The sequence below is a fragment of the Stenotrophomonas sp. 2201_Sma genome, assembly GCF_056486685.1.
This window is the reverse complement of sequence record NZ_CM151329.1, coordinates 2,624,759-2,643,627: the sequence shown is the minus strand read 5'-3', so window position 1 is coordinate 2,643,627 and position 18,869 is coordinate 2,624,759. Positions and strand designations below refer to the sequence as shown.

Genomic DNA, 18,869 nt, shown 5'->3' with positions numbered 1-18,869 from the left:
CTGCGGCGAGCGGAGAGGCGTCGCTTGATGCCTTCATGACGCGCGGACGGTCGTCACCGCCGCCCGCAATCACGCTTACGGCAACGCCTGCACCAGATAGGATTCGATGACGTAGCTGAAAGGTTGCTGCTGGCGGTCGCGCAACAAGGCGCGCACTTCCAGGATGATGCCGTGGTCGCCCTCGCCACGGGGGGGCCAGAAGGTCTGGTCGGCTTCGGTCTCGCGCTGGAAGCCCAGCGGGCCGACCACGCGGCCGAAAGGCTCGTCGGTGCTGTCCAGCACCTGGTTCATCGCCGTACTGAGATGGCCGGGCAGGTACCAGTTGTCGGCCTCGGACAGCACGCGGTTCCCGCACACCAGCTGCACGCGGCGGTAGCGCAGCGCGGCGCTGGAGTCGGCGCCCAGTGCCTGCAGCACCTCGGCCGGGGCCTGCTTGTCATCGCCATGGATGCGCACCGCGCGGACGCGGGCCTGCTGGGCCAGGCCGTGTTCGGCACACCAGCTTTCCAGCGTGGCTGTGGCGCTCTGCCCGGACAGCACCCGCTGATGCAGCCGTTCGACCAGCGCCGCCGGGGCGATCCGCTGCTGGCCAGGCGGTGCCTGCGGCGGCGGAGCGCCGACGGCATCGCTGGCGGACAGGCTGGCGATCGGCGCGGCGGCAAGCAGCGAAGCGGCCTGCCAGCGGCGGATACGATCGTGGCGGTCGGACGGGCCCATGCGGCATCACAGCGGAAACAGGTGTCTATGGTACCCGTTCAGCGCTGTGTACGGCGCACCCGCCGCGCCCCTGCACCCGGCGATATTCATCGAACGGGCTCATACCGGCTCGCGCTGCACCTGCTGCCACAGCTCGCTGGCCAGCGCACGCACGGCCTCATCGGCGTCGCCACGGTGCAGCAGCCCGATCTCGTAGTTGTCGATCACCGGCAGGTTCCGTTCGCCGTCGATGATGCGGTGTCCGCGGCCCACTGCCCGACGCGGCAGCAGGCTGATGCCGATGCCATCGGCAACCGCGCCCTGGATGCCGCTGAGCGATGAACTGGTGAAAGCGATGCGCCAGCGCAGGCCGAGTGCTTCGACCGCCTGGATCATTTCGTCGCGGTACAGTCCGCGCGGCGGGAAGGTCACCAGCGGCACAGGCTCCTGCAGCAGGCAGCCACTGCGCAGGCTGTCGATCCAGTGCATCGGTTCACGCCGGCAATGCACGGCCTGGCGGCTGTTTCGGCGCTGCTTGACCAGGACCAGGTCCAGTTCGCCATGGTCGAAGCCATGGGCCAGATCGCGGCTGAGGCCGCTGCTGATCTCCAGCTTCACCTGCGGATGGCGGCGGCTGAAAGCGGCCAGCATGCGCGTGGTCTGCGCGTTGACGAAGTCCTCGGGCACACCGATGCGGACCGCTGTTTCGACTGTGGCGCCCGCCAACGCCTGTGCCATTTCCTCGTTCAGGTCGAGCATGCGCCGGGCATAGCCCAGCAGCGTGTGGCCGGCGTCGGTGGGCTGCACATCGCGATGGCCACGCTCGAGCAGGCGATGACCGGCCAGCTCTTCCAGACGACGCACCTTCTGGCTGACCGTGGACTGGGTCGAGTGCAGGCGGGTGGCCGCAGTGGTGAAGCTGCCGCAGTCGGCCACCATCACCAGGGCCCGCAGCAGGTCCAGTTCGAACATTGACCTATTCGATTTTGAACTTTCTTGCATTTGAACATTTCATTTCTGGATACCCGTGGCGACTTCTACCATGCGGCCAAGGTACCGGCAACGTCCGGCCGACTGATTCCGGAGGGTTCATCATGTACCTGCAACACCGCTGTCTGCGCTGGGCTGCGCCCTCACGGCGCGCGCTTCTGCTGTGCCTGCTGGCCGTGGCATTTCCGGCCTGTGCCGCAGACCCGTCCGGCCAGGCCGACACGCGGTTGCGGGAGGCCGCCAGCCGCGGCGATGCCGGAGCGGTGCGCCAGGCACTGGCCGATGGCGCGGCCTTGGAAGCGCGCGACGCACAGGGCCGCACCGCGCTGCTGCTGGCGACCCATGGCAACCGCGTGGACGCGGCGCGCGTGCTGATCGAGGCGGGGGCCGATGTCAACGCCAAGGACAGGCTGCAGGACAGTGCTTATCTGTACGCCGGTGCGCGCGGACTGGACGGGATCCTGGCCTTGACCCTGAGCCATGGTGCCGACTTGCGCAGCACCAACCGTTATGGCGGCACCGCCCTGATTCCCGCCGCCGAGCGTGGCCACGTCACCACGGTGCGCATGCTGCTGCGTGCGGGCGTGGCAGTGGACCACGTCAATCGACTGCAGTGGACGGCGCTGCTGGAGGCGATCCTGCTCGGCGACGGAGGGCCGCGCCACACGCAGATCGTGCAGCTGCTGCTCGAAGCGGGCGCCGATCCTGAGCTGGCCGACGGCGAGGGCGTGACGCCGCTGGCTCATGCGCGCCAGCGCGGATTCGCCGCGATCGAAACCCTGCTGCGCCAGCATGGCGCGACACGCTGATATCTGCTCCTTCCATTCCGCACGCTGGCCGTGCCCATCAGGATGTTGTCCATGTTCTGTTTCCGCCCGTTGTCCCTTGCTGTGCTGTTCGCCTGCGCACCGCTGTCCGCTGCTGCAGCCGAACGTGCCGATCTGCTGATCCGCAATGCCACCGTGGTCGATGTGGAGCACGCCCGCACCCTGCCGGGGCAGAGCGTGGTGATCCGCGGCGAGACGATTGTTGCGGTCGGCCCTGACGCAGGGCTGGAGGGCCAGTGGCGCGCGGACCGGCAGCTGGATGCGCAGGGGAAGTACCTGATTCCGGGACTGTGGGACATGCATGTGCACTTCGGTGGAGGCCCTGCGCTGATCGAAGAGAACAAGGCACTGCTGCCGCTGTACGTCGCCCATGGCATCACCACCGTGCGCGACTGTTCGGGTGATCTGCCGCAGCAGGTGCTGCAGTGGCGTGGCGAGATCGCCGCCGGCACACTGTTCGGTCCACGCCTGCTCAGCTCCGGCGCCAAGATCGAAGGCATCAAGCCGGTCTGGAAGGGGACGATCGAAGTCGGCAGCCGCGCCGATGCCGATCAGGCGATCACGCGCCTGCAGCGCGACAAGGTCGACTTCGTCAAGATCACGGACAGTACGCTGACACCGGAACTTTTCCTGTACTCGGCCGCCGCCGCGCGCAAGGCAGGATTCAGGGCATCGGGCCATATCCCAATGGCACTGACCGTGGAGCAGGCGGTCGATGCTGGCCTGGCGTCGATCGAACACCTGGACTATGCGTTCAAGGCGGGCAGCAGGGATGAGGCGCGGATTGCAGCCGATTTCGGCGCCGGACGTATCGATCGTGCGGAAGCCAACCGGCAGCTGGATGCCAGTTTCGACCGTGACACCGCGATGCGCGCGTATCGTGATTTCGCCCGTCGAGGCGTGTTCGTGACGCCCACACTCAACGGCGGACGCATTCTCGACTTCCTCGACCAGGACGATCATGCCCACGATCCCTATCTGGCCTACATCGGCCCAGGCCTGCGTGCCACCTACCAGTGGCGCGTGGAGCGTGCGGCCAAGGCCTCGCCGGCACAGATCCAGGCGCGGCATGCGCAGTACCGGCAGGTGGCCGCGGTGCTGCCGATGCTTCAGGAAGCGGGTGTGACGATCATTGCCGGCACCGACGCCGGCTTCCTCAATTCGTTCAACTATCCCGGGATCGGACTGCACCAGGAACTGCAGCTGTTCGTGCAGGAGGGGCTGACACCCCCCCAGGCCCTGTCGGCGGCCACGCGGTCTGGCCCGGCCTGGTTCGGGCAGATGGACCGCTACGGGAGCGTGGCCGACGGCAAGGCGGCGGACCTGGTCCTGCTGACCGCCAATCCGCTGCAGGACATCGCCGCGACCAGGCAGATCGACAGCGTGATCCTGCGCGGCCATGTGCATGATCGTGCAGCGCTGGACCAGATGCTGGCCGACACCCGCGCGCGCGTGGCCGCGTGGAACGATGAAGCAGACAAGGCCCGATCAGCGGACTGAACGCAGTCATCGTTGTGGGAATGAGAGGAACGGGGGAGTTGCCATGCGCTGCTGCGGGCACTCCCAACCGTTCCTTCGTTCGTTTTGCGCCGCGCAAAACAAGCCTAAAGCGTCAATTGGCATCGCATTTTTTCCCCGGAAAAACGGCTCTTCAAGCGTAATGACGTGCCAACTGCGTCACAGAGCTTTCAACGACCCACGCAATGAAGGCCGCATGCACGCAATCTGCATGGAACGTTCACTTCGGCGCGGTGTATACCCTCCCGCAGCGGACGGGGAGCAATGGCCGACGTCCGACGGCCCTGACCGCGTCGCTGAACGCGCGTCGGCGATTCCAGACAAGAGGATTGTCGTTCATGCATCTGCATCTCGCGCCCACGCTGTAGCGCTGCATCGCACCACGACCGGGCGCGTCGCATCGCTGCATCCGGTCGCCTGAAGATTCCGAAGCACGTATCCGGCAGCAGGCGTTTTGCCCGTTGGCGGTGGCTTCGCGCGAAAACATATCCATTCCGTGCCGCCGTGCCAGCGTGATCGCTGTGCGTGACGTCGTTGTGCGCATGGCGGTGCGCCTGTAGAGAGGAATGTCCCATGGCCATCCGCGTCAAGGTTGTCCCGGCAAGCGAATCGATCAGCTCCGATACCGCCGCCACCACCGTCCTCAATGATGTCGTGACGCTGCAGCAGAGCAGCAACGTCGCACTGGACATCGATCCAGACCAGGTCGCCGGCTACGTGAAGGACGGCCAGGATCTCGTGGTGCAGCTGAAGACCGGCGAGAACGTCCGCATCGTCAACTTCTATGCTGAAGGACAATCGCCCAGCCATCTGTTCCTGGTGGATGACAAGAAGCTCGTGGCCGTCGATCTGCCGGCGGTGGCCAGCGATGGGCCGTTGGCGGCCAGCTATCTGCCGCAGGAGACGCTGGCTGGATTCGACTCGCTGACGGCAGTGGGCGCGGGCGCAGGCAGTGGCATCAGCGGCGCGATGGTGCTGGGCGGGCTGGCCGCGGTCGGCGCAGCGGTGGCGTTGGCGGACAGCGGCGGTGGCGGTGGCGGTGGCGGTGGCGGTGGCGGATCGCCGAATCCACCGCCCCCGGTACCCGATACCACGCCGCCGGCCGCACCCACCGGGCTGGCATTCAGTGCAGATGGCCGGACGCTTACCGGCAGCGGTGAAATCGGTGCCACGGTGCGGGTCGATACCAATGGTGACGGTCAGCCTGATGCGACCGGGACGGTGGGTGCCGATGGGCGATTCAGTGTCACCCTGTCGCCGCCGTTGACCAACGGCGAGAAAGTGAGCGTGACGCTGGTCGATGCCGCCGGCAACGTGAGCGGACCGGGGCAGGCGACGGCCCCCGATACCACACCGCCTGCAGCGGCCAGCAACGTGGTGGTGGCTGACGACGGCAGCAGCATCAGCGGCAGCGGTGAGCCGGGAGCGACGGTGGGCGTGGATACCGATGGCGATGGCCAGCCCGATGCCACCGTGGTGATCGGTGGCGATGGCCAGTTTACGGTGCCACTGGACCCACCGCTGACCCAAGGCGAGACGATCAGCGTGGTGGTGACCGATCCGGCCGGCAACAGCAGTCCGCCGGTCACGGTGCAGGCCCCCGACTATCCCGACGCGCCGCTGGTGAATGCCAGCAATGGCAGTGTGATTTCCGGAACGGCGGGCGCGGGCCTGACCATCCTGCTTACGGATGGCGATGGCAATCCGATCGGCCAGACGGTGGCGGATGCGAGCGGCAACTGGAGCTTCATGCCGCCTGCGGCGCTTGCTGATGGAACCGTGGTCACTGCCGTGGCCCAGAATGCGGCCGGCAACACCAGCCCTGCCACGTCGATCACCATCGATGGCGTTGCGCCCGCCGCACCGGTCATCGATCCAAGCAACGGCACGACGATCAGCGGTACCGCCGAGGCCGGCAGCACGGTGACCCTCACCGACGGCAATGGCAGCCCGATCGGCCAGGTCACCACCGATGGCGATGGCCACTGGAGTTTCACCCCGGGCACGCCGTTGCCGGACGGCACGGTGGTGAATGCCACCGCAACCGATCCGGCCGGTAACACCAGCGGCCAGGGAAGCATCACGGTCGATGCGGTCGCGCCGTCCACGCCTACCGTGGAGCCCAGCAATGGCGGCACGCTCACGGGCACCGCCGAGCCCGGAAGCACGGTGGTGCTGACCGACGGCAACGGCAATCCGATTGCGGAAGTCGCCGTCGATGGCAGCGGCAACTGGAGCTATACCCCCGGCACGCCGCTGCCCGATGGCACGGTGGTCACGGTGGTTGCCCAGGATGCCTCAGGCAACAGCAGCCCGCCGGCAACGGTCACCGTGGATTCGCAGCCGCCTGCCGCGCCCATACTCGAGGCCAGCAACGGCACCACGCTCAGCGGAACCGCCGAGCCCGGCAGCACGGTCACCTTGACCGATGGCAACGGTAATCCGATCGGGCAGGTCACCGCCGACGGCAACGGTGACTGGAGCTTCACCCCGGCCACGCCGCTTCCGAACGGCACCGTGGTCAACGCCAGTGCCACGGACGCCACCGGCAACACCGGCCCCGGCGCCAGCATCATCGTCGACGCGGTCGCTCCGGCCGCCCCGGTCGTCCTTCCCAGCAACGGCACGAGTATCAGCGGTACGGCCGAGCCCGGCAGTACCGTGACGCTGACTGACGGCAGCGGCACTCCAATAGGCCAGACCACCACTGACGGCAACGGCAACTGGAGCTTCACCCCGGCCACGCCACTGCCGGACGGTACCGTGATCAATGCCACCGCCACCGACGCGGCAGGCAACACCGGCGGGCAGGGCGGCACCACGGTGGATGCGGTGCCACCGGCCGCGCCTGTGCTGAACCTGAGCAACGGCAGCGCAGTCACTGGTACCGCCGAGCCTGGCAGCAGGGTGATCCTCACCGATGGCAATGGTGATCCGATTGCCAGCGTAACGGTGGATGGAAGCGGCAACTGGAGCTACACGCCCGCCACGCCGCTGCCCAACGGGACGGTGGTCAACGCCGTGGCAGTGGATGGCTCCGGCAACGCCAGCGTCGGCAGCAGCGTCACCATCGACTCGCAGGCGCCGTCGGCGCCCGTGCTCGACGTCAGCAATGGCACCCTGATCGTAGGCACCGCCGAGCCGGGAAGCACGGTGACGCTCACCGACGGCAATGGCAATCTCATTGCGCAGGTCACCGCCGATGGCTTCGGCGACTGGACCTTCACTCCGGCGACGCCGCTTCCTGATGGCACCGTGATCAACGCCACGGCCACCGATGCCAACGGCAACACCAGTGCGCCTTCGTCGATCACGGTCGATGCCGTCGCGCCTGCCGCACCCGTGGTCAACCCGAGCAATGGCATCACGCTCACTGGCACGGCCGAGCCGGGCAGTGTCGTCACGTTGATCGATGGCAGCGGTAATCCTTTCGGACAGGCCCCGGTCGACAGCAACGGCAACTGGTCGTTCCCGCTCGCTACGCCGCTGCCCGACGGCAGCGTCGTCAGCGCGACCGCCACCGATGCCTCGGGCAATACCAGCGGCGCGACCAGCATCACCGTGGACGCGCTGCCACCGGCGACGCCGGTGCTGAATCCCAGCAACGGCAACACGGTCAGCGGTACCGCCGAGCCCAACAGCAAGATCATCCTCACTGACGGCAACGGTGGTCTGATCGCGGAGGTCTCCGTCGATGGCAGCGGCAACTGGAGCTACACGCCGGCCACCCCGCTGCCCGATGGCACCGGCGTCACGGCCGTGGCGGTGGACGCGGCTGGCAATACCAGTCCGCCGGCTACCGTCTCTGTCGATGCCAGTGCGCCGCCGGCGCCGGTCATCGATCCCAGCAACGGCACCACCGTCAGTGGTACTGCCGAAGCTGGCAGCACGGTCATCCTGACCGACGGCAGCGGCAATCCGATCGGCCAGGTCACCGCCGACGGCAGTGGCAACTGGAGCTTCACTCCCGGCACGCCGCTGCCGGACGGGACGGTGATCGTGGCGACCGCCACCGATGCCACCGGCAATACCGGTCCCCAGGCGGCCATCACCGTCGATGCGCTGCCGCCGCCGGCCCCCGTGCTCGAACCGAGCAATGGCACGACGATCACCGGCACCGCCGAGGCCGGCGCCACGGTGATCCTCACCGATGGCAATGGCAACCCGATCGGACAGACCACTGCCGATGGCAGCGGCAACTGGAGCTTCACCCCGGCCACGGCACTGCCTGACGGGACGGTGGTCAACGCGGTCGCGCAGGATGCGGCCGGCAACACCGGCCCGCAAGGCAGCACCACGGTCGATGCGGTGGCGCCGCCAACGCCGGTTGTCAATGCCAGCAATGGCAGCGTCCTTACCGGCACTGCCGAACCGAACAGCACCGTGACGCTGACCGATGGCAACGGCAATCCGATCGGGCAGGCCACTGTCGACGGCAGCGGCAACTGGAGCTTCAGTCCCGCCACGCCGCTGCCCGATGGCACGGTGGTCAACGTCACCGCGACCGATGCCGCAGGCAACACCAGCGCACCGGCAAGCACCACCGTCGACAGCTCGTTGCCCTCGATTCCGCTGATCGATCCCAGCAACGGCTCGGTGATCAGCGGTACTGCAGATCCAGGCAATACAGTCATCATCACCGATGGCAGCGGCAACCCGATCGGGCAGGTCACCGCCGACGGCAGTGGCAACTGGTCGTTCACCCCGGGCGTGCCGCTGCCCGATGGGACCGTGGTCAATGTGATCGCGCGCAGTCCTTCGGGTGTCGACAGTGCGCCGGCGGCCATCACCATCGATGGCGTTGCGCCGCCGGCGCCCGTGATCGATCCCAGCAATGGGGCCGAGATCAGTGGCACTGCAGAAGCCAATGCAGTCATCGTGCTGACCGACGGCAGCGGCACTCCGATCGGGCAGACCACGGCCGATGGCAGCGGCAACTGGAGCTTCACCCCGGCCACGCCATTGCCCGACGGCACGGTGGTCAACGCCATCGCGACGGACCCGGCCGGCAACAGCAGTGGCCCGGCCAGCATCACCGTGGATGCGGTGGCACCGCCGGCACCGGTCATCAACGCCAGCAACGGCGTGGTGATCAGCGGCACCGCCGAAGCCGGTGCGATAGTGATTCTCACCGATGGCAACGGCAACCCGATCGGGCAGACCACGGCCGATGGCAGCGGCATCTGGAGCTTCACCCCCGCCACGGCGCTGCCGGACGGCACGGTGATCACTGCGGTCGCCCAGGATGCGGCGGGCAATACCAGTGGCCCGGCCAGCGCCACGGTCGATGCGGTCGCACCGCCGGCGCCCGTCATCGATGCCAGCAATGGCAGCATCATCAGCGGCACTGCAGAAGCCGGTGCCACGGTTATCCTCACCGATGGCAACGGCAACCCGATCGGGCAGACCACCGCCGATGGCAGTGGCAACTGGAGCTTCACGCCGGGAACGCCACTGCCGGACGGCACCGTGATCACTGCGGTGGCGCAGGACGTGGCCGGCAACAGCAGCGGCTCGGCCAGTACCACCGTTGATGCGGTGGCGCCGCCAGCGCCGGTGATCAACGCCAGCAACGGTGCGGTGATCAGCGGTACCGCCGAAGCCGGCGCGACGGTGATCCTGACCGATGGCAATGGCGATCCGATCGGCCAGACCACCGCCGATGGCAGTGGCAACTGGTCGTTCACGCCCGCCACGCCGCTGCCCGATGGCACGGTGATCACGGCGGTGGCCCAGGATGCGGCAGGCAACGCGAGTGGCCCGGCCACGACGACCGTGGATACGGTGGCGCCGCCGGCACCGGTGATCGACCCGAGCAACGGCAATGTGGTGAGCGGCACGGCCGAAGCCGGCGCGACGGTGATCCTGACCGATGGCAGCGGCAACCCGATCGGGCAGACCACCGCCGATGGCAGCGGCAACTGGAGCTACACGCCGGCCACACCCTTGCCGAATGGCACGGTGATCACTGCGGTGGCACAGGATGCGGCGGGCAACGGCAGCGGCCCGGCCAGTACCACGGTCGATTCGGTCGCGCCGCCGGCACCGACCATCGACGCGAGCAATGGCAGCGTCATCAGCGGCACGGCTGAAGCCGGGGCGACAGTGATCCTCACCGACGGCAACGGCATCCCGATTGGGCAGACCACCGCCGATGGCAGTGGCAACTGGTCGTTCACTCCTGGTACGCCACTGCCCGATGGCACCGTCATCAATGCATTGGCGCGCGACGCGGCCGGCAACAACAGCAGCCCGGTCAGCACGACCGTCGATGCGGTCGCGCCGCCGGCGCCGACGCTTGATGCCAGCAATGGCACGGTGATCACCGGCACCGTCGAGCCCGGCGTGAAGGTGATCCTGACCGACGGCAACGGCAATCCCATCGGCGAAACCACCGCCGATGGCAGCGGCAACTGGAGCTTCGCCCCGGCCACGCCGTTGCCCGATGGCACGGTCATCAACGCGGTGGCGCAGGACGCAGCAGGCAACAGCAGCGGCCCGGCCACCACCACGGTGGATGCGGTGGCGCCGCCGGCCCCGGTGATCGAACCAAGCAACGGCAGTGTGGTGAGCGGTACGGCCGAAGCCGGCGCGACAGTGATCCTCACTGACGGCAATGGCGACCCGATCGGACAGGCTATCGCCGATGGCAGTGGCAACTGGAGCTTCACCCCTGGAGCGCCGCTGCCCGATGGCACCGTGATCAACGCGGTGGCGCAGGATGCGGCGGGCAATACCAGTGGCCCGGCCACCACCACGGTCGATGCCGTGGCGCCGCCTGCCCCGGTGATCGACCCGAGCAACGGCAGCGTCATCAGCGGCACGGCTGAAGCCGGCGCGACGGTGATCCTCACCGATGGCAACGGCGATCCGATCGGGCAGGCTATCGCCGATGGCAGCGGCAACTGGAGCTTCACTCCTGGAGCGCCGTTGCCTGATGGCACCGTGATCACTGCGGTGGCGCAGGATGCGGCGGGCAATACCAGCGGCCCTGCCACCACCACGGTGGATGCGGTGGCGCCGCCGGCCCCGGTGATCGATCCGAGCAACGGTAGCGTCATCAGCGGCACGGCTGAAGCCGGTGCAACAGTGATCCTGACCGATGGCAACGGCGATCCGATCGGGCAGACCACCGCCGATGGCAGCGGCAACTGGAGCTTCAGCCCGGCCACACCGCTTCCCGACGGCACCGTGATCAATGCGGTGGCGCAGGATGCGGCGGGCAATAGCAGTGGCCCGGTTACCACCACGGTGGACGCCGTGGCGCCGCCGGCGCCGGTGATCGACCCGAGCAATGGCAGCGTCATCGCTGGCACCGCCGAAGCCGGCGCGACAGTGATCCTCACTGACGGCAATGGCGACCCGATCGGGCAGACCACCGCCGATGGCAGTGGCAACTGGAGTTTCACCCCTGGAGCGCCGCTGCCAGATGGCACCGTGATCAACGCGGTGGCTCAGGATGCGGCGGGCAACAACAGCGGCCCGGCCACCACCACGGTGGACGCCGTGGCGCCGCCAGCGCCGCTGCTCAGCGTGAGCGCTGACGGTACGCTGCTGAGTGGCACGGCCGAGCCCAACAGCCAGGTCCGGATCGTGGTCAATGGAGACACCGCAAATCCGATCACCGTCAACGTGGATGGCAGCGGCAACTTCAGCCTGCCGTTCGCACCACCGTTGATCGCCGGCGAGCTGATCTCTGCGGTGGCGATCGATCTGGCGGGCAATACCAGCGGTCCGGCGACGATCAATGCCCCCGATCTTGCGCCGCCGGACATCAGCGTGCCGGAGGCCGCCGACACGTGGATCAATGCTGCGGAAATCGGCGACGGCATCCAGGTCGACGTGACCGTTCGCCCGACGATGCAGGTCGGGCAGGTCATCACTGTCAGGTTCGCGGGCCAGAACGGCTATGAGGCCGATGTCAGCCACACCCTCACCGCTGCGGACATCGCGGCCGGTTCGGTGACCGTGACCTTGACGCCGCCCGCTGGCATGGGGCCGTTCCCGGAAGGCGCATCGACCATCACCGCCGAAGTCGCCGGTGGCACCGCATCGGCGCCGGAAGGCTTCACCATCGATACGGTTCCACCCGCAACCCCGGTGCTGTCGCTGGTCGGCAATCTGCTGACCATTTCCGCCGAACCCGGCACCGAATTGACGGTCACGCTGACGGTAGGAGGTGTGACGGCCACGGCGACGGTCACCGCCGACAACAGTGGCCTGGCGTCGCTGAATCTGCTCACCGATCTGGATATCGACTTCACCTGGGACCAGCTGCTCAATGCACAGGTCTCGGTCGTGGGCAGTGATCCGGCTGGCAATCCGAGCAACGTGGCCAGCATCGGCATCGGCACCAGCATCGAACAGCCGGTCACCATCGGCAACTTCGGCGTGGACGTCAGCCTCAACCCCCTCAATCCGCGCTTTGGCTTCAGTGGCACCACCGAGCCGGATTCGAGCGTGGTGATCCGGGTGATCACGCCCGCCCTGAACGTCGAGCTGCTGCCGATCCAGGCCGATTCCTCCGGCAACTTCTCGCTGAACCTGCTCAGTCCGACCATCCTCAGCCAGCTCGGGTTGAACATCACCGATATCCTCAACCTTGGGTCGCAGATATCCTTCAATCTGGTATCTACCGATTCCAATGGCAACGACAGCGCTGCCTACGGCGTCACGCTGAGTCCGAATGGCCTGTCGTTGAACATCGGCCAGATCGATGTCAACGGTACATCCGGGAATGACGTACTGTCCGGCGCCAACGGCAGTTCCGAGCACATCAACGGCGGTGATGGCAGCGATCTGATCTTCAACGTCGGCAGCGGCGATCGCGTGGTCGCCGGCAACGGTGACGATGCGATCCAGGTCACCGCCACCAACTTCGTCAGCATCGATGGCGGGGCTGGTTTCGACACCCTGATCCTGGCCAATGGCATCGACCTGGACTACAACTCGGTCGGTGTGGGCACGCTCAGCAACATCGAGCGCATCGATCTGGGCACGGGAGATTCGGGCAGCGTGCTCACCCTCACGGCGGCGGAGGTGGCGGCGATCACCGATGGCAACGACACCCTGCAGATCACCGGCGAGAACAACGATGTGCTGAACGTCATCGGTGCGGTCAACACCGGAACCACGCAGCTGATCAATGGTGTGACCTACGACGTGTACACCTTTGGCAGCACCACGCTGCTGGTGGAGGACAACTCGGTGCAGGTGGTGGCCTGATGCCGCAACGGCGGAGCCGAAGGCGGTGGGCGGGGGGAGCGTTCGCGCTCCTCCTGCTGTGCGGCCTGCCGGCGGGGGCCAGTGCAATGAGTGTGGAGCAGGCTGTGCAGACCGGACTGGCGATCCATCCTCGGGTGCGTGCGGCACTGAGCGAGGCGGAACGGGCAGGCACCGACGTGAAGATCGCGCGGGGGGGCTACTTTCCCGCGCTGCAGGTCTCCGGCGGACCGCAGGCTGGACACATGTCCGAGATGGTGTACGACGTCACGCTGTCGCAGATGCTGTTCGACTGGGGCCGGACGCGCAGCCAGGTCGAGGCCGCAAGTGCGACCCAGCGCCGTCATCTGGCAGCACTGGAAGTCGCCCGCGACGACGCGGCGCTGGACATCATCGAGACCTATCTGGACGTGCTGGTCGCACGCGAAAGAGTGGCGGCCGTGCGTGACTTCCTGCAGCGGATCGAGGGCGTCCGCGGCATGGCCCGCGACCGCAGCGGCAGTGGCTACGCCGACCGCACCGAGCTGGATCGCGCGCAGCTGGAGTTCGCGCGCGGACAGGACCAGCTGGCGTTCGAGGAAGGCGCGTTGCGCGATGCCAACAACCAGCTGGCCCTGCTGCTGGGCCGGGACGCTGGCCCGCTGCAGGCGCCCGACCTGCCTGACGGAAAGCGGGCATGGCAGCATGACGGCCTGGATGCAGCGATCGAGGCCGCGCCGCTGCTGCGGGAATCGCGCGAGGATGCCGCTGCAGCCGAGGCGGAGCTGGCCGAATCACGCGCGGCATTGAAGCCACAGCTCAACGTGGAGGCATCGGCGCTGCGCCGCGAGATCGGCGGGCAGATGGAGAACGACGCGGTGGTTTCGCTGCGCCTGCGCATGGATGTCCTGCGCGGCTTCAGCAACTTCCAGCGGCCGGCGGCAGCCCGGCAGCGACTGGAGGCGGCGCAGTGGAGTGCCGACGCCACCCGTCGTGATCTGCGGCGCAAGATGCGCACCTTGTTCGACAACGCCGATGCGCTGGTACTGCGTGAGCAGGCGCTGCAGCAGCAGGTGGAGGAGTCCACGCACGTCGGCGGCCTGTATCACGACCAGTTCCAGGTCGGACGCCGCGACATCATCGATCTGCTCAGCGTGCAGCGCGAGCGCATGGAGGCCGAACGCCAGCTGGCAACTCTGCGCATGGAGCGGGTCCGCATCGATTATCGCGCTGCCGCCCAGATCGGGCAGCTGGGTGAGCTGCTTGGAGGGAGGGCGCATGCAGACGCCGCGCATTGAATCGACCACCACCGGCAGCGGCAACACGCCGCGCGACCCGCTGCAGGATGGCCTGCTGCTGCTGTGCGAGCGGCTGGGCCGGCCACTGGGTGCTGCCGAGCTGGTTGACGGCATTGCTCTGGAGCAGGGGCGGCTGCCATTGCAGCGGGTGCCACGCGCGCTGCGGCGGGCGGATCTGAACGCGCGCGTGGAGGCCTTCGAGCTGACCGACATCGACGCCTATCTGCTGCCGGTCCTGCTGCTGCTGAACAATGGCAACACGCTGTTGTTGACGGCGATCAGCGATGACCAGGCGCAGGTGGAGGTGCCACAGGCCGAGGGTGGAACACAGGCCATGCCGCTGCAGGCACTGCAGGCGCTGTACAGTGGTACGGCCGTGTTCGCCAAACCGCGCTTCCGCTCGGATGGCCGGGTCGGCGATTTCGCCGCGGGCCGGGGCGAGCACTGGTTCTACGGGCCACTGCGTCAGCTGTGGCGCTCCTATGTCGAGGTGGGGGCCGCCGCATTCGTGGCCAACCTGCTGGCCATCGCGACGGCGATCTTCGCCATGCAGGTCTATGACCGGGTGGTGCCGGTGGCAGCGTTCGACACGCTGTGGGTGCTGGCCAGTGGCGTTGCCCTGGCGGTCATCATCGAAGGGGTGCTGCGCGTCCTGCGCGGGCAGCTGCTGCATGTGCTCGGCAAGCGCATGGACCTGCAGCTGGGAACGCTGCTGTTCGCCCGCGTGCTGGGTACCCGGATCAACGCCAAGCCGGCGTCGATGGGGGCATTCAGTACCCAGGTACGCGAGTTTGAGGGCGTGCGTGATTTCTTCACCTCGTCCACCGCTGCGCTGCTCAGCGACCTGCCGTTCGTGTTCGTGTTCCTGCTGCTGATCGCGCTGATCGGTGGGCATGTGGTCTGGGTGCCGGTGGTGGCCTGTGTCCTGATGGTGCTGCCGGGCGTGCTCGCGCAGCGCCGGCTGGGTGAGCTGTCGCGGCAGAATCTGCGCGAAGGGGCGATGAAGAACAGCGTGCTGCTGGAGGCCTTTGAACACCTGGAATCAGTGAAGGCCACCCGTGCCGAAGGCCGCAGCCTGAAGCACTGGGAAAGCCTGACGGCGCAGCTGGCGGGAACGGCGTTGAAGACAAGTACGCTCACCGCCAGCCTCAGCCATGGCGCGGCCGTGGTGCAGCAGCTTGCGTATGTGGGTGTGGTCGCCTTCGGTGTCTACCGCATCAATGACGGTGCGATGACCGTGGGCGCACTGGTGGCGTGCTCGATCCTGTCATCGCGGGCGATCGCGCCGCTGGCGCAGGTTGCGGCGGTGCTGGGGCGCTGGCAGCACACCCGCGTCGCCATGGAGGGGCTGGACCAGTTGATGGGCGCCGAGCAGGAGCGCCCACAGGGTGCCCGCTTCGTGCACCGGCCGCGCCTGCAGGGTGCCTACCAGCTGCACGATGTCCGCCTGGCGCTGGGCGAAGGGCCGTGGGTGGTCGACGTGCAGGCGCTGTCCATCGCACCTGGGCAGCGTGTGGCGCTGCTGGGCGGCAACGGTGCCGGCAAGTCCAGCCTGCTGCGTGTTCTGTCCGGACTGGTGACGCCGCAGCAGGGACGCCTGTTGCTGGACGACGTGGCGTTGGCACAGATCGATCCCGGTGACCGCGCACGCAACATCGGCTATCTGCCGCAGGACGTGGCGCTGTTCCATGGCAGCCTGCGCGACAACCTCAATCTGGAAGGTGTCGCCTGGCGGGATGAGGAGCTGCTGGAGGCGCTGGACGCGGTGGGCATGGGGCCTTTCGTGCGCGGCAATCCGTTGGGGCTGGACCAGCTGGTGATGGGCAACGGCAGCCTGTCCGGTGGCCAGCGCCAGGCCATCGGCCTGGCCCGGGTGATCCTGCAGGATCCGCCTGTCGTGCTGCTGGATGAGCCCACCGCCGCCTTCGACCAGCAGAGCGAGACCCATGTCATCCAGTTCCTGCAGCGTTGGCTCGGCCAGCGCACGCTGGTACTGACCACCCACAAGCGCAGCATGCTGGCCCTCGTCGAGCGTGCCGTGGTGATGCGCAACGGCAGGATCATCATGGACGGCCCATTGGAGCAGGTGGTGCAGGGCAACCAGGTGCAGCCGATCGCCGCGGTCGCAGGAGGACATCATGGTTGAGCGGCAGAAGCGTTCGCAGCGACTGCGGCGCGAGCTTGCGGATCCACTGCTGGCGTCCACCCATCCCGTGTACCGACCGCTGTTGTGGGTGCTGCTGGCGACGGTGGCCATCGCCGTGGGCTGGGCCGCGCTTGCGCAGCTGGACCAGGTGACCCGTGGCGAGGGCAGGGTGGTGCCGTACAGCCGCATGCAGAAGATCCAGAGCCTGGAAGGAGGCATCCTCGATCGCCTGCTGGTGAAGGAGGGAGATCTGGTCGAAGTGGGCCAGCCGCTGGTGCGGCTGGAGGAAACCCACTTCCGCACCAACTACGAGGAATCGGCCAACCAGTCGCAGGTGCTGCGGGCCGCAATCGCGCGACTGGATGCGGAGGTGCTGGGCAAAGGTGCCATCGAGTTCCCGGACGACATTCCGGCCGGGAGCGCGCTGGCACGTTCGGAGCGGGAGCTGTACCAGTCCCGCCGTGCGACATTGCAGCAGAGTTCGGCAGCCATCGGCCAGCAGCTGTCGATCGCGCGCGACCAGCTGAGGATCGTGCGGCCGCTGGTCGCGCGCAACGCCGTCAGCCAGATGGAAGAGTTGAAGCTGACCCAGGAAATCGCCACGTTGACCGGCAAGCTCAGCGAGTTGCGCAACACCTATTTCCAGGAAGCCTATACCGAACGCTCCAAGCTGAAGGCGGAGTTGTCCGCACTGGAGCCGATCGTGCACCAGCGGCAGGACCAGCTGCGGCGCACCGAGATCCTGTCGCCCGTGCGTGGGCGGGTCAACACGGTGCTGATCAATACCCGCGGTGGCGTGATTCCTCCCGGCGAGCCGATCATGGAGGTGATTCCGGTGGAGGAACGGCTGCTGGTGGAAGCCCGCGTCAAGCCGCGCGACGTCGCGTTCCTGGTGCCGGGCATGCCGGCCAAGGTCAAGATCACCGCCTATGACTACACCATCTACGGCGAACTCAGCGGGACCGTCGAGCAGATCAGTGCCGACACCATCGAGGAGGATACGCCGCGGGGCAAGGAATCGTTCTACCAGGTGCTGATCCGCACCGATGGCAGCCAGCTGCGGCGGCACGGCGAGGCCCTGCCGATCATTCCCGGCATGGTGGCGGATGTGGACATCCTGACCGGCAAGCGCAGCGTCCTGAACTACCTGCTGCGACCGTTGATCAAGGCGCGCTTGAACTGAGACCGGCAGTCGGCCGCATGCCATGCAGCTGCGGCAGGGCGGCCTTCATCGCATCGATGAAGGCGCGCAGCCGCGCCGGCTGCTGGCGCGCGGCGGGAAACACCACATGCACCGGCAGGGGCGGCGCTTCCCAGCCCGGCAACAACTGGACCAGGCGGCCGTGCGCCAGATCCTCGGCGACCAGCCAGGCCGATATCACCGCCGCACCCAGGCCCGCACGCGCCGCCTGCTGGACCACGAACAGGTTGTCACTGAGCAGGCGCGGCGTGATCGACAGTGTGTGGGCACGCCCGCGCGCGTCATGCAGCAGCAGGCGTTCGCGGTAGTAGGTGACGAGGGAGATCCAGGGCAATGCCTGCGCCTGTGCAGCGGTGGTCACCGCATCGGGATCGACCAGCGAAGGCGCGGCGACCACGATGCGTGGGACTTCGGCCAGCGGCAGCGCGACCATGCGTGGCTCGTCCACCGGGCCGACCCGCACCGCACAGTCGACGCCCTCGGCAATGAAGTCCGGGCGCCGGTCTTCGAGGATCCACTCCAGGCTCAACTGTGGATGCCGGGCGAGGAAGGCGAGCATGGTCGGCAGCAGCTGTGCCTGTCCAAACGCATGCGGCACCATCACACGCAGGCGCCCACGCAGCACGTCGGGTTGTCCCTGCAGTTCGGCCTGGAGCGTTTCCCATTCTTCCACCACCCGCTGCGCGTGCCGTTGGCAGCGCATGCCCTCCTCGGTCAGCTGCAGACCATGCGTGGACCGGTGCAGCAGTCGCAGGCCCAGTTGCCGTTCCAGTGCCTGCAGGCGGCGGCTCACGGTGGGCTGGGTGGTACCCAGCTGCACGGCGGCGGCAGACAGGCTGCCGGCGTCGACGATGCGCAGGAAGGTGCGCAGCAGGTCGAGCCGGTCGGCGCCCGGGGCCATCTCCATCATACGCACCATGCATGAAAAGTATTCATTTGATCCTACTACAGACGTAAAGCGAATAGGCGCAGGCTACGCCCGTCCCCCCTGA

9 protein-coding genes are annotated in these 18,869 nt (G+C 67.5%); 6 read left to right on the top strand and 3 right to left on the bottom strand.

Features of this window, described 5'->3' with window-relative positions; all coding sequences use genetic code 11:
* Positions 1-75: 75 nt before the first annotated feature.
* Positions 76-717: a hypothetical protein gene (locus ACZLIF_RS12295; RefSeq protein WP_065175273.1), complete on the bottom strand. Its 642-nt coding sequence runs from the start codon at positions 715-717 to the stop codon at positions 76-78.
* Positions 718-816: 99 nt separating this feature from the next.
* Entirely contained in the window at positions 817-1,698 is an 882-nt protein-coding gene (locus ACZLIF_RS12290) for a LysR substrate-binding domain-containing protein (protein ID WP_128989204.1), read from the bottom strand.
* A gap of 92 nt (positions 1,699-1,790) precedes the next feature.
* Here ACZLIF_RS12290 and ACZLIF_RS12285 point away from each other — a divergent pair, with 92 nt between their 5' ends.
* The 6 genes from ACZLIF_RS12285 (at position 1,791) to ACZLIF_RS12260 (ending at position 17,859) form a co-directional block, all read left to right on the top strand.
* Positions 1,791-2,495: an ankyrin repeat domain-containing protein gene (locus ACZLIF_RS12285; protein WP_128989206.1), complete on the top strand. Its 705-nt coding sequence runs from the start codon at positions 1,791-1,793 to the stop codon at positions 2,493-2,495.
* 51 nt (positions 2,496-2,546) lie between these two features.
* The gene (locus ACZLIF_RS12280; RefSeq protein WP_128989208.1) at positions 2,547-4,013 is read left to right on the top strand and encodes an amidohydrolase family protein; all 1,467 of its coding nucleotides are present in this window, start codon (positions 2,547-2,549) and stop codon (positions 4,011-4,013) included.
* 591 nt (positions 4,014-4,604) lie between these two features.
* Complete coding sequence (locus tag ACZLIF_RS12275) at positions 4,605-13,256, top strand: Ig-like domain-containing protein (protein WP_478461999.1); 8,652 nt, start codon at positions 4,605-4,607, stop codon at positions 13,254-13,256.
* Between the two features lie 104 nt (positions 13,257-13,360).
* Positions 13,361-14,530 (top strand): TolC family protein, encoded by a 1,170-nt coding sequence (locus ACZLIF_RS12270; protein WP_478461998.1) that lies wholly within the window; start codon positions 13,361-13,363, stop codon positions 14,528-14,530.
* Positions 14,511-16,676 (top strand): type I secretion system permease/ATPase, encoded by a 2,166-nt coding sequence (locus ACZLIF_RS12265; protein WP_128989519.1) that lies wholly within the window; start codon positions 14,511-14,513, stop codon positions 16,674-16,676. Before ACZLIF_RS12270 ends, ACZLIF_RS12265 begins: the two co-directional genes overlap by 20 nt.
* The gene (locus ACZLIF_RS12260; protein ID WP_005414746.1) at positions 16,669-17,859 is read left to right on the top strand and encodes a beta-barrel domain-containing protein; all 1,191 of its coding nucleotides are present in this window, start codon (positions 16,669-16,671) and stop codon (positions 17,857-17,859) included. Before ACZLIF_RS12265 ends, ACZLIF_RS12260 begins: the two co-directional genes overlap by 8 nt.
* On the opposite strand, the gene ACZLIF_RS12255 is transcribed toward ACZLIF_RS12260, so the two are convergent.
* On the bottom strand, positions 17,840-18,787 hold the full coding sequence (locus ACZLIF_RS12255; protein ID WP_128989517.1) for a LysR family transcriptional regulator: 948 nt from the start codon (positions 18,785-18,787) through the stop codon (positions 17,840-17,842). The genes ACZLIF_RS12260 and ACZLIF_RS12255 overlap by 20 nt on opposite strands.
* Positions 18,788-18,869: the final 82 nt, after the last annotated feature.

Bases quoted from the DNA above. Each gene is read 5' to 3' on its own strand.
- ACZLIF_RS12290 (WP_128989204.1), bottom strand. From the start codon at position 1,698: ATGCAAGAAAGTTCAAAATCGAATAGGTCAATGTTCGAACTGGACCTG.
- ACZLIF_RS12260 (WP_005414746.1), top strand. From the start codon at position 16,669: ATGGTTGAGCGGCAGAAGCGTTCGCAGCGACTGCGGCGCGAGCTTGCG.
- ACZLIF_RS12255 (WP_128989517.1), bottom strand. From the start codon at position 18,787: ATGATGGAGATGGCCCCGGGCGCCGACCGGCTCGACCTGCTGCGCACC.
- ACZLIF_RS12295 (WP_065175273.1), bottom strand. From the start codon at position 717: ATGGGCCCGTCCGACCGCCACGATCGTATCCGCCGCTGGCAGGCCGCT.
- ACZLIF_RS12265 (WP_128989519.1), top strand. From the start codon at position 14,511: ATGCAGACGCCGCGCATTGAATCGACCACCACCGGCAGCGGCAACACG.
- ACZLIF_RS12285 (WP_128989206.1), top strand. From the start codon at position 1,791: ATGTACCTGCAACACCGCTGTCTGCGCTGGGCTGCGCCCTCACGGCGC.
- ACZLIF_RS12280 (WP_128989208.1), top strand. From the start codon at position 2,547: ATGTTCTGTTTCCGCCCGTTGTCCCTTGCTGTGCTGTTCGCCTGCGCA.
- ACZLIF_RS12275 (WP_478461999.1), top strand. From the start codon at position 4,605: ATGGCCATCCGCGTCAAGGTTGTCCCGGCAAGCGAATCGATCAGCTCC.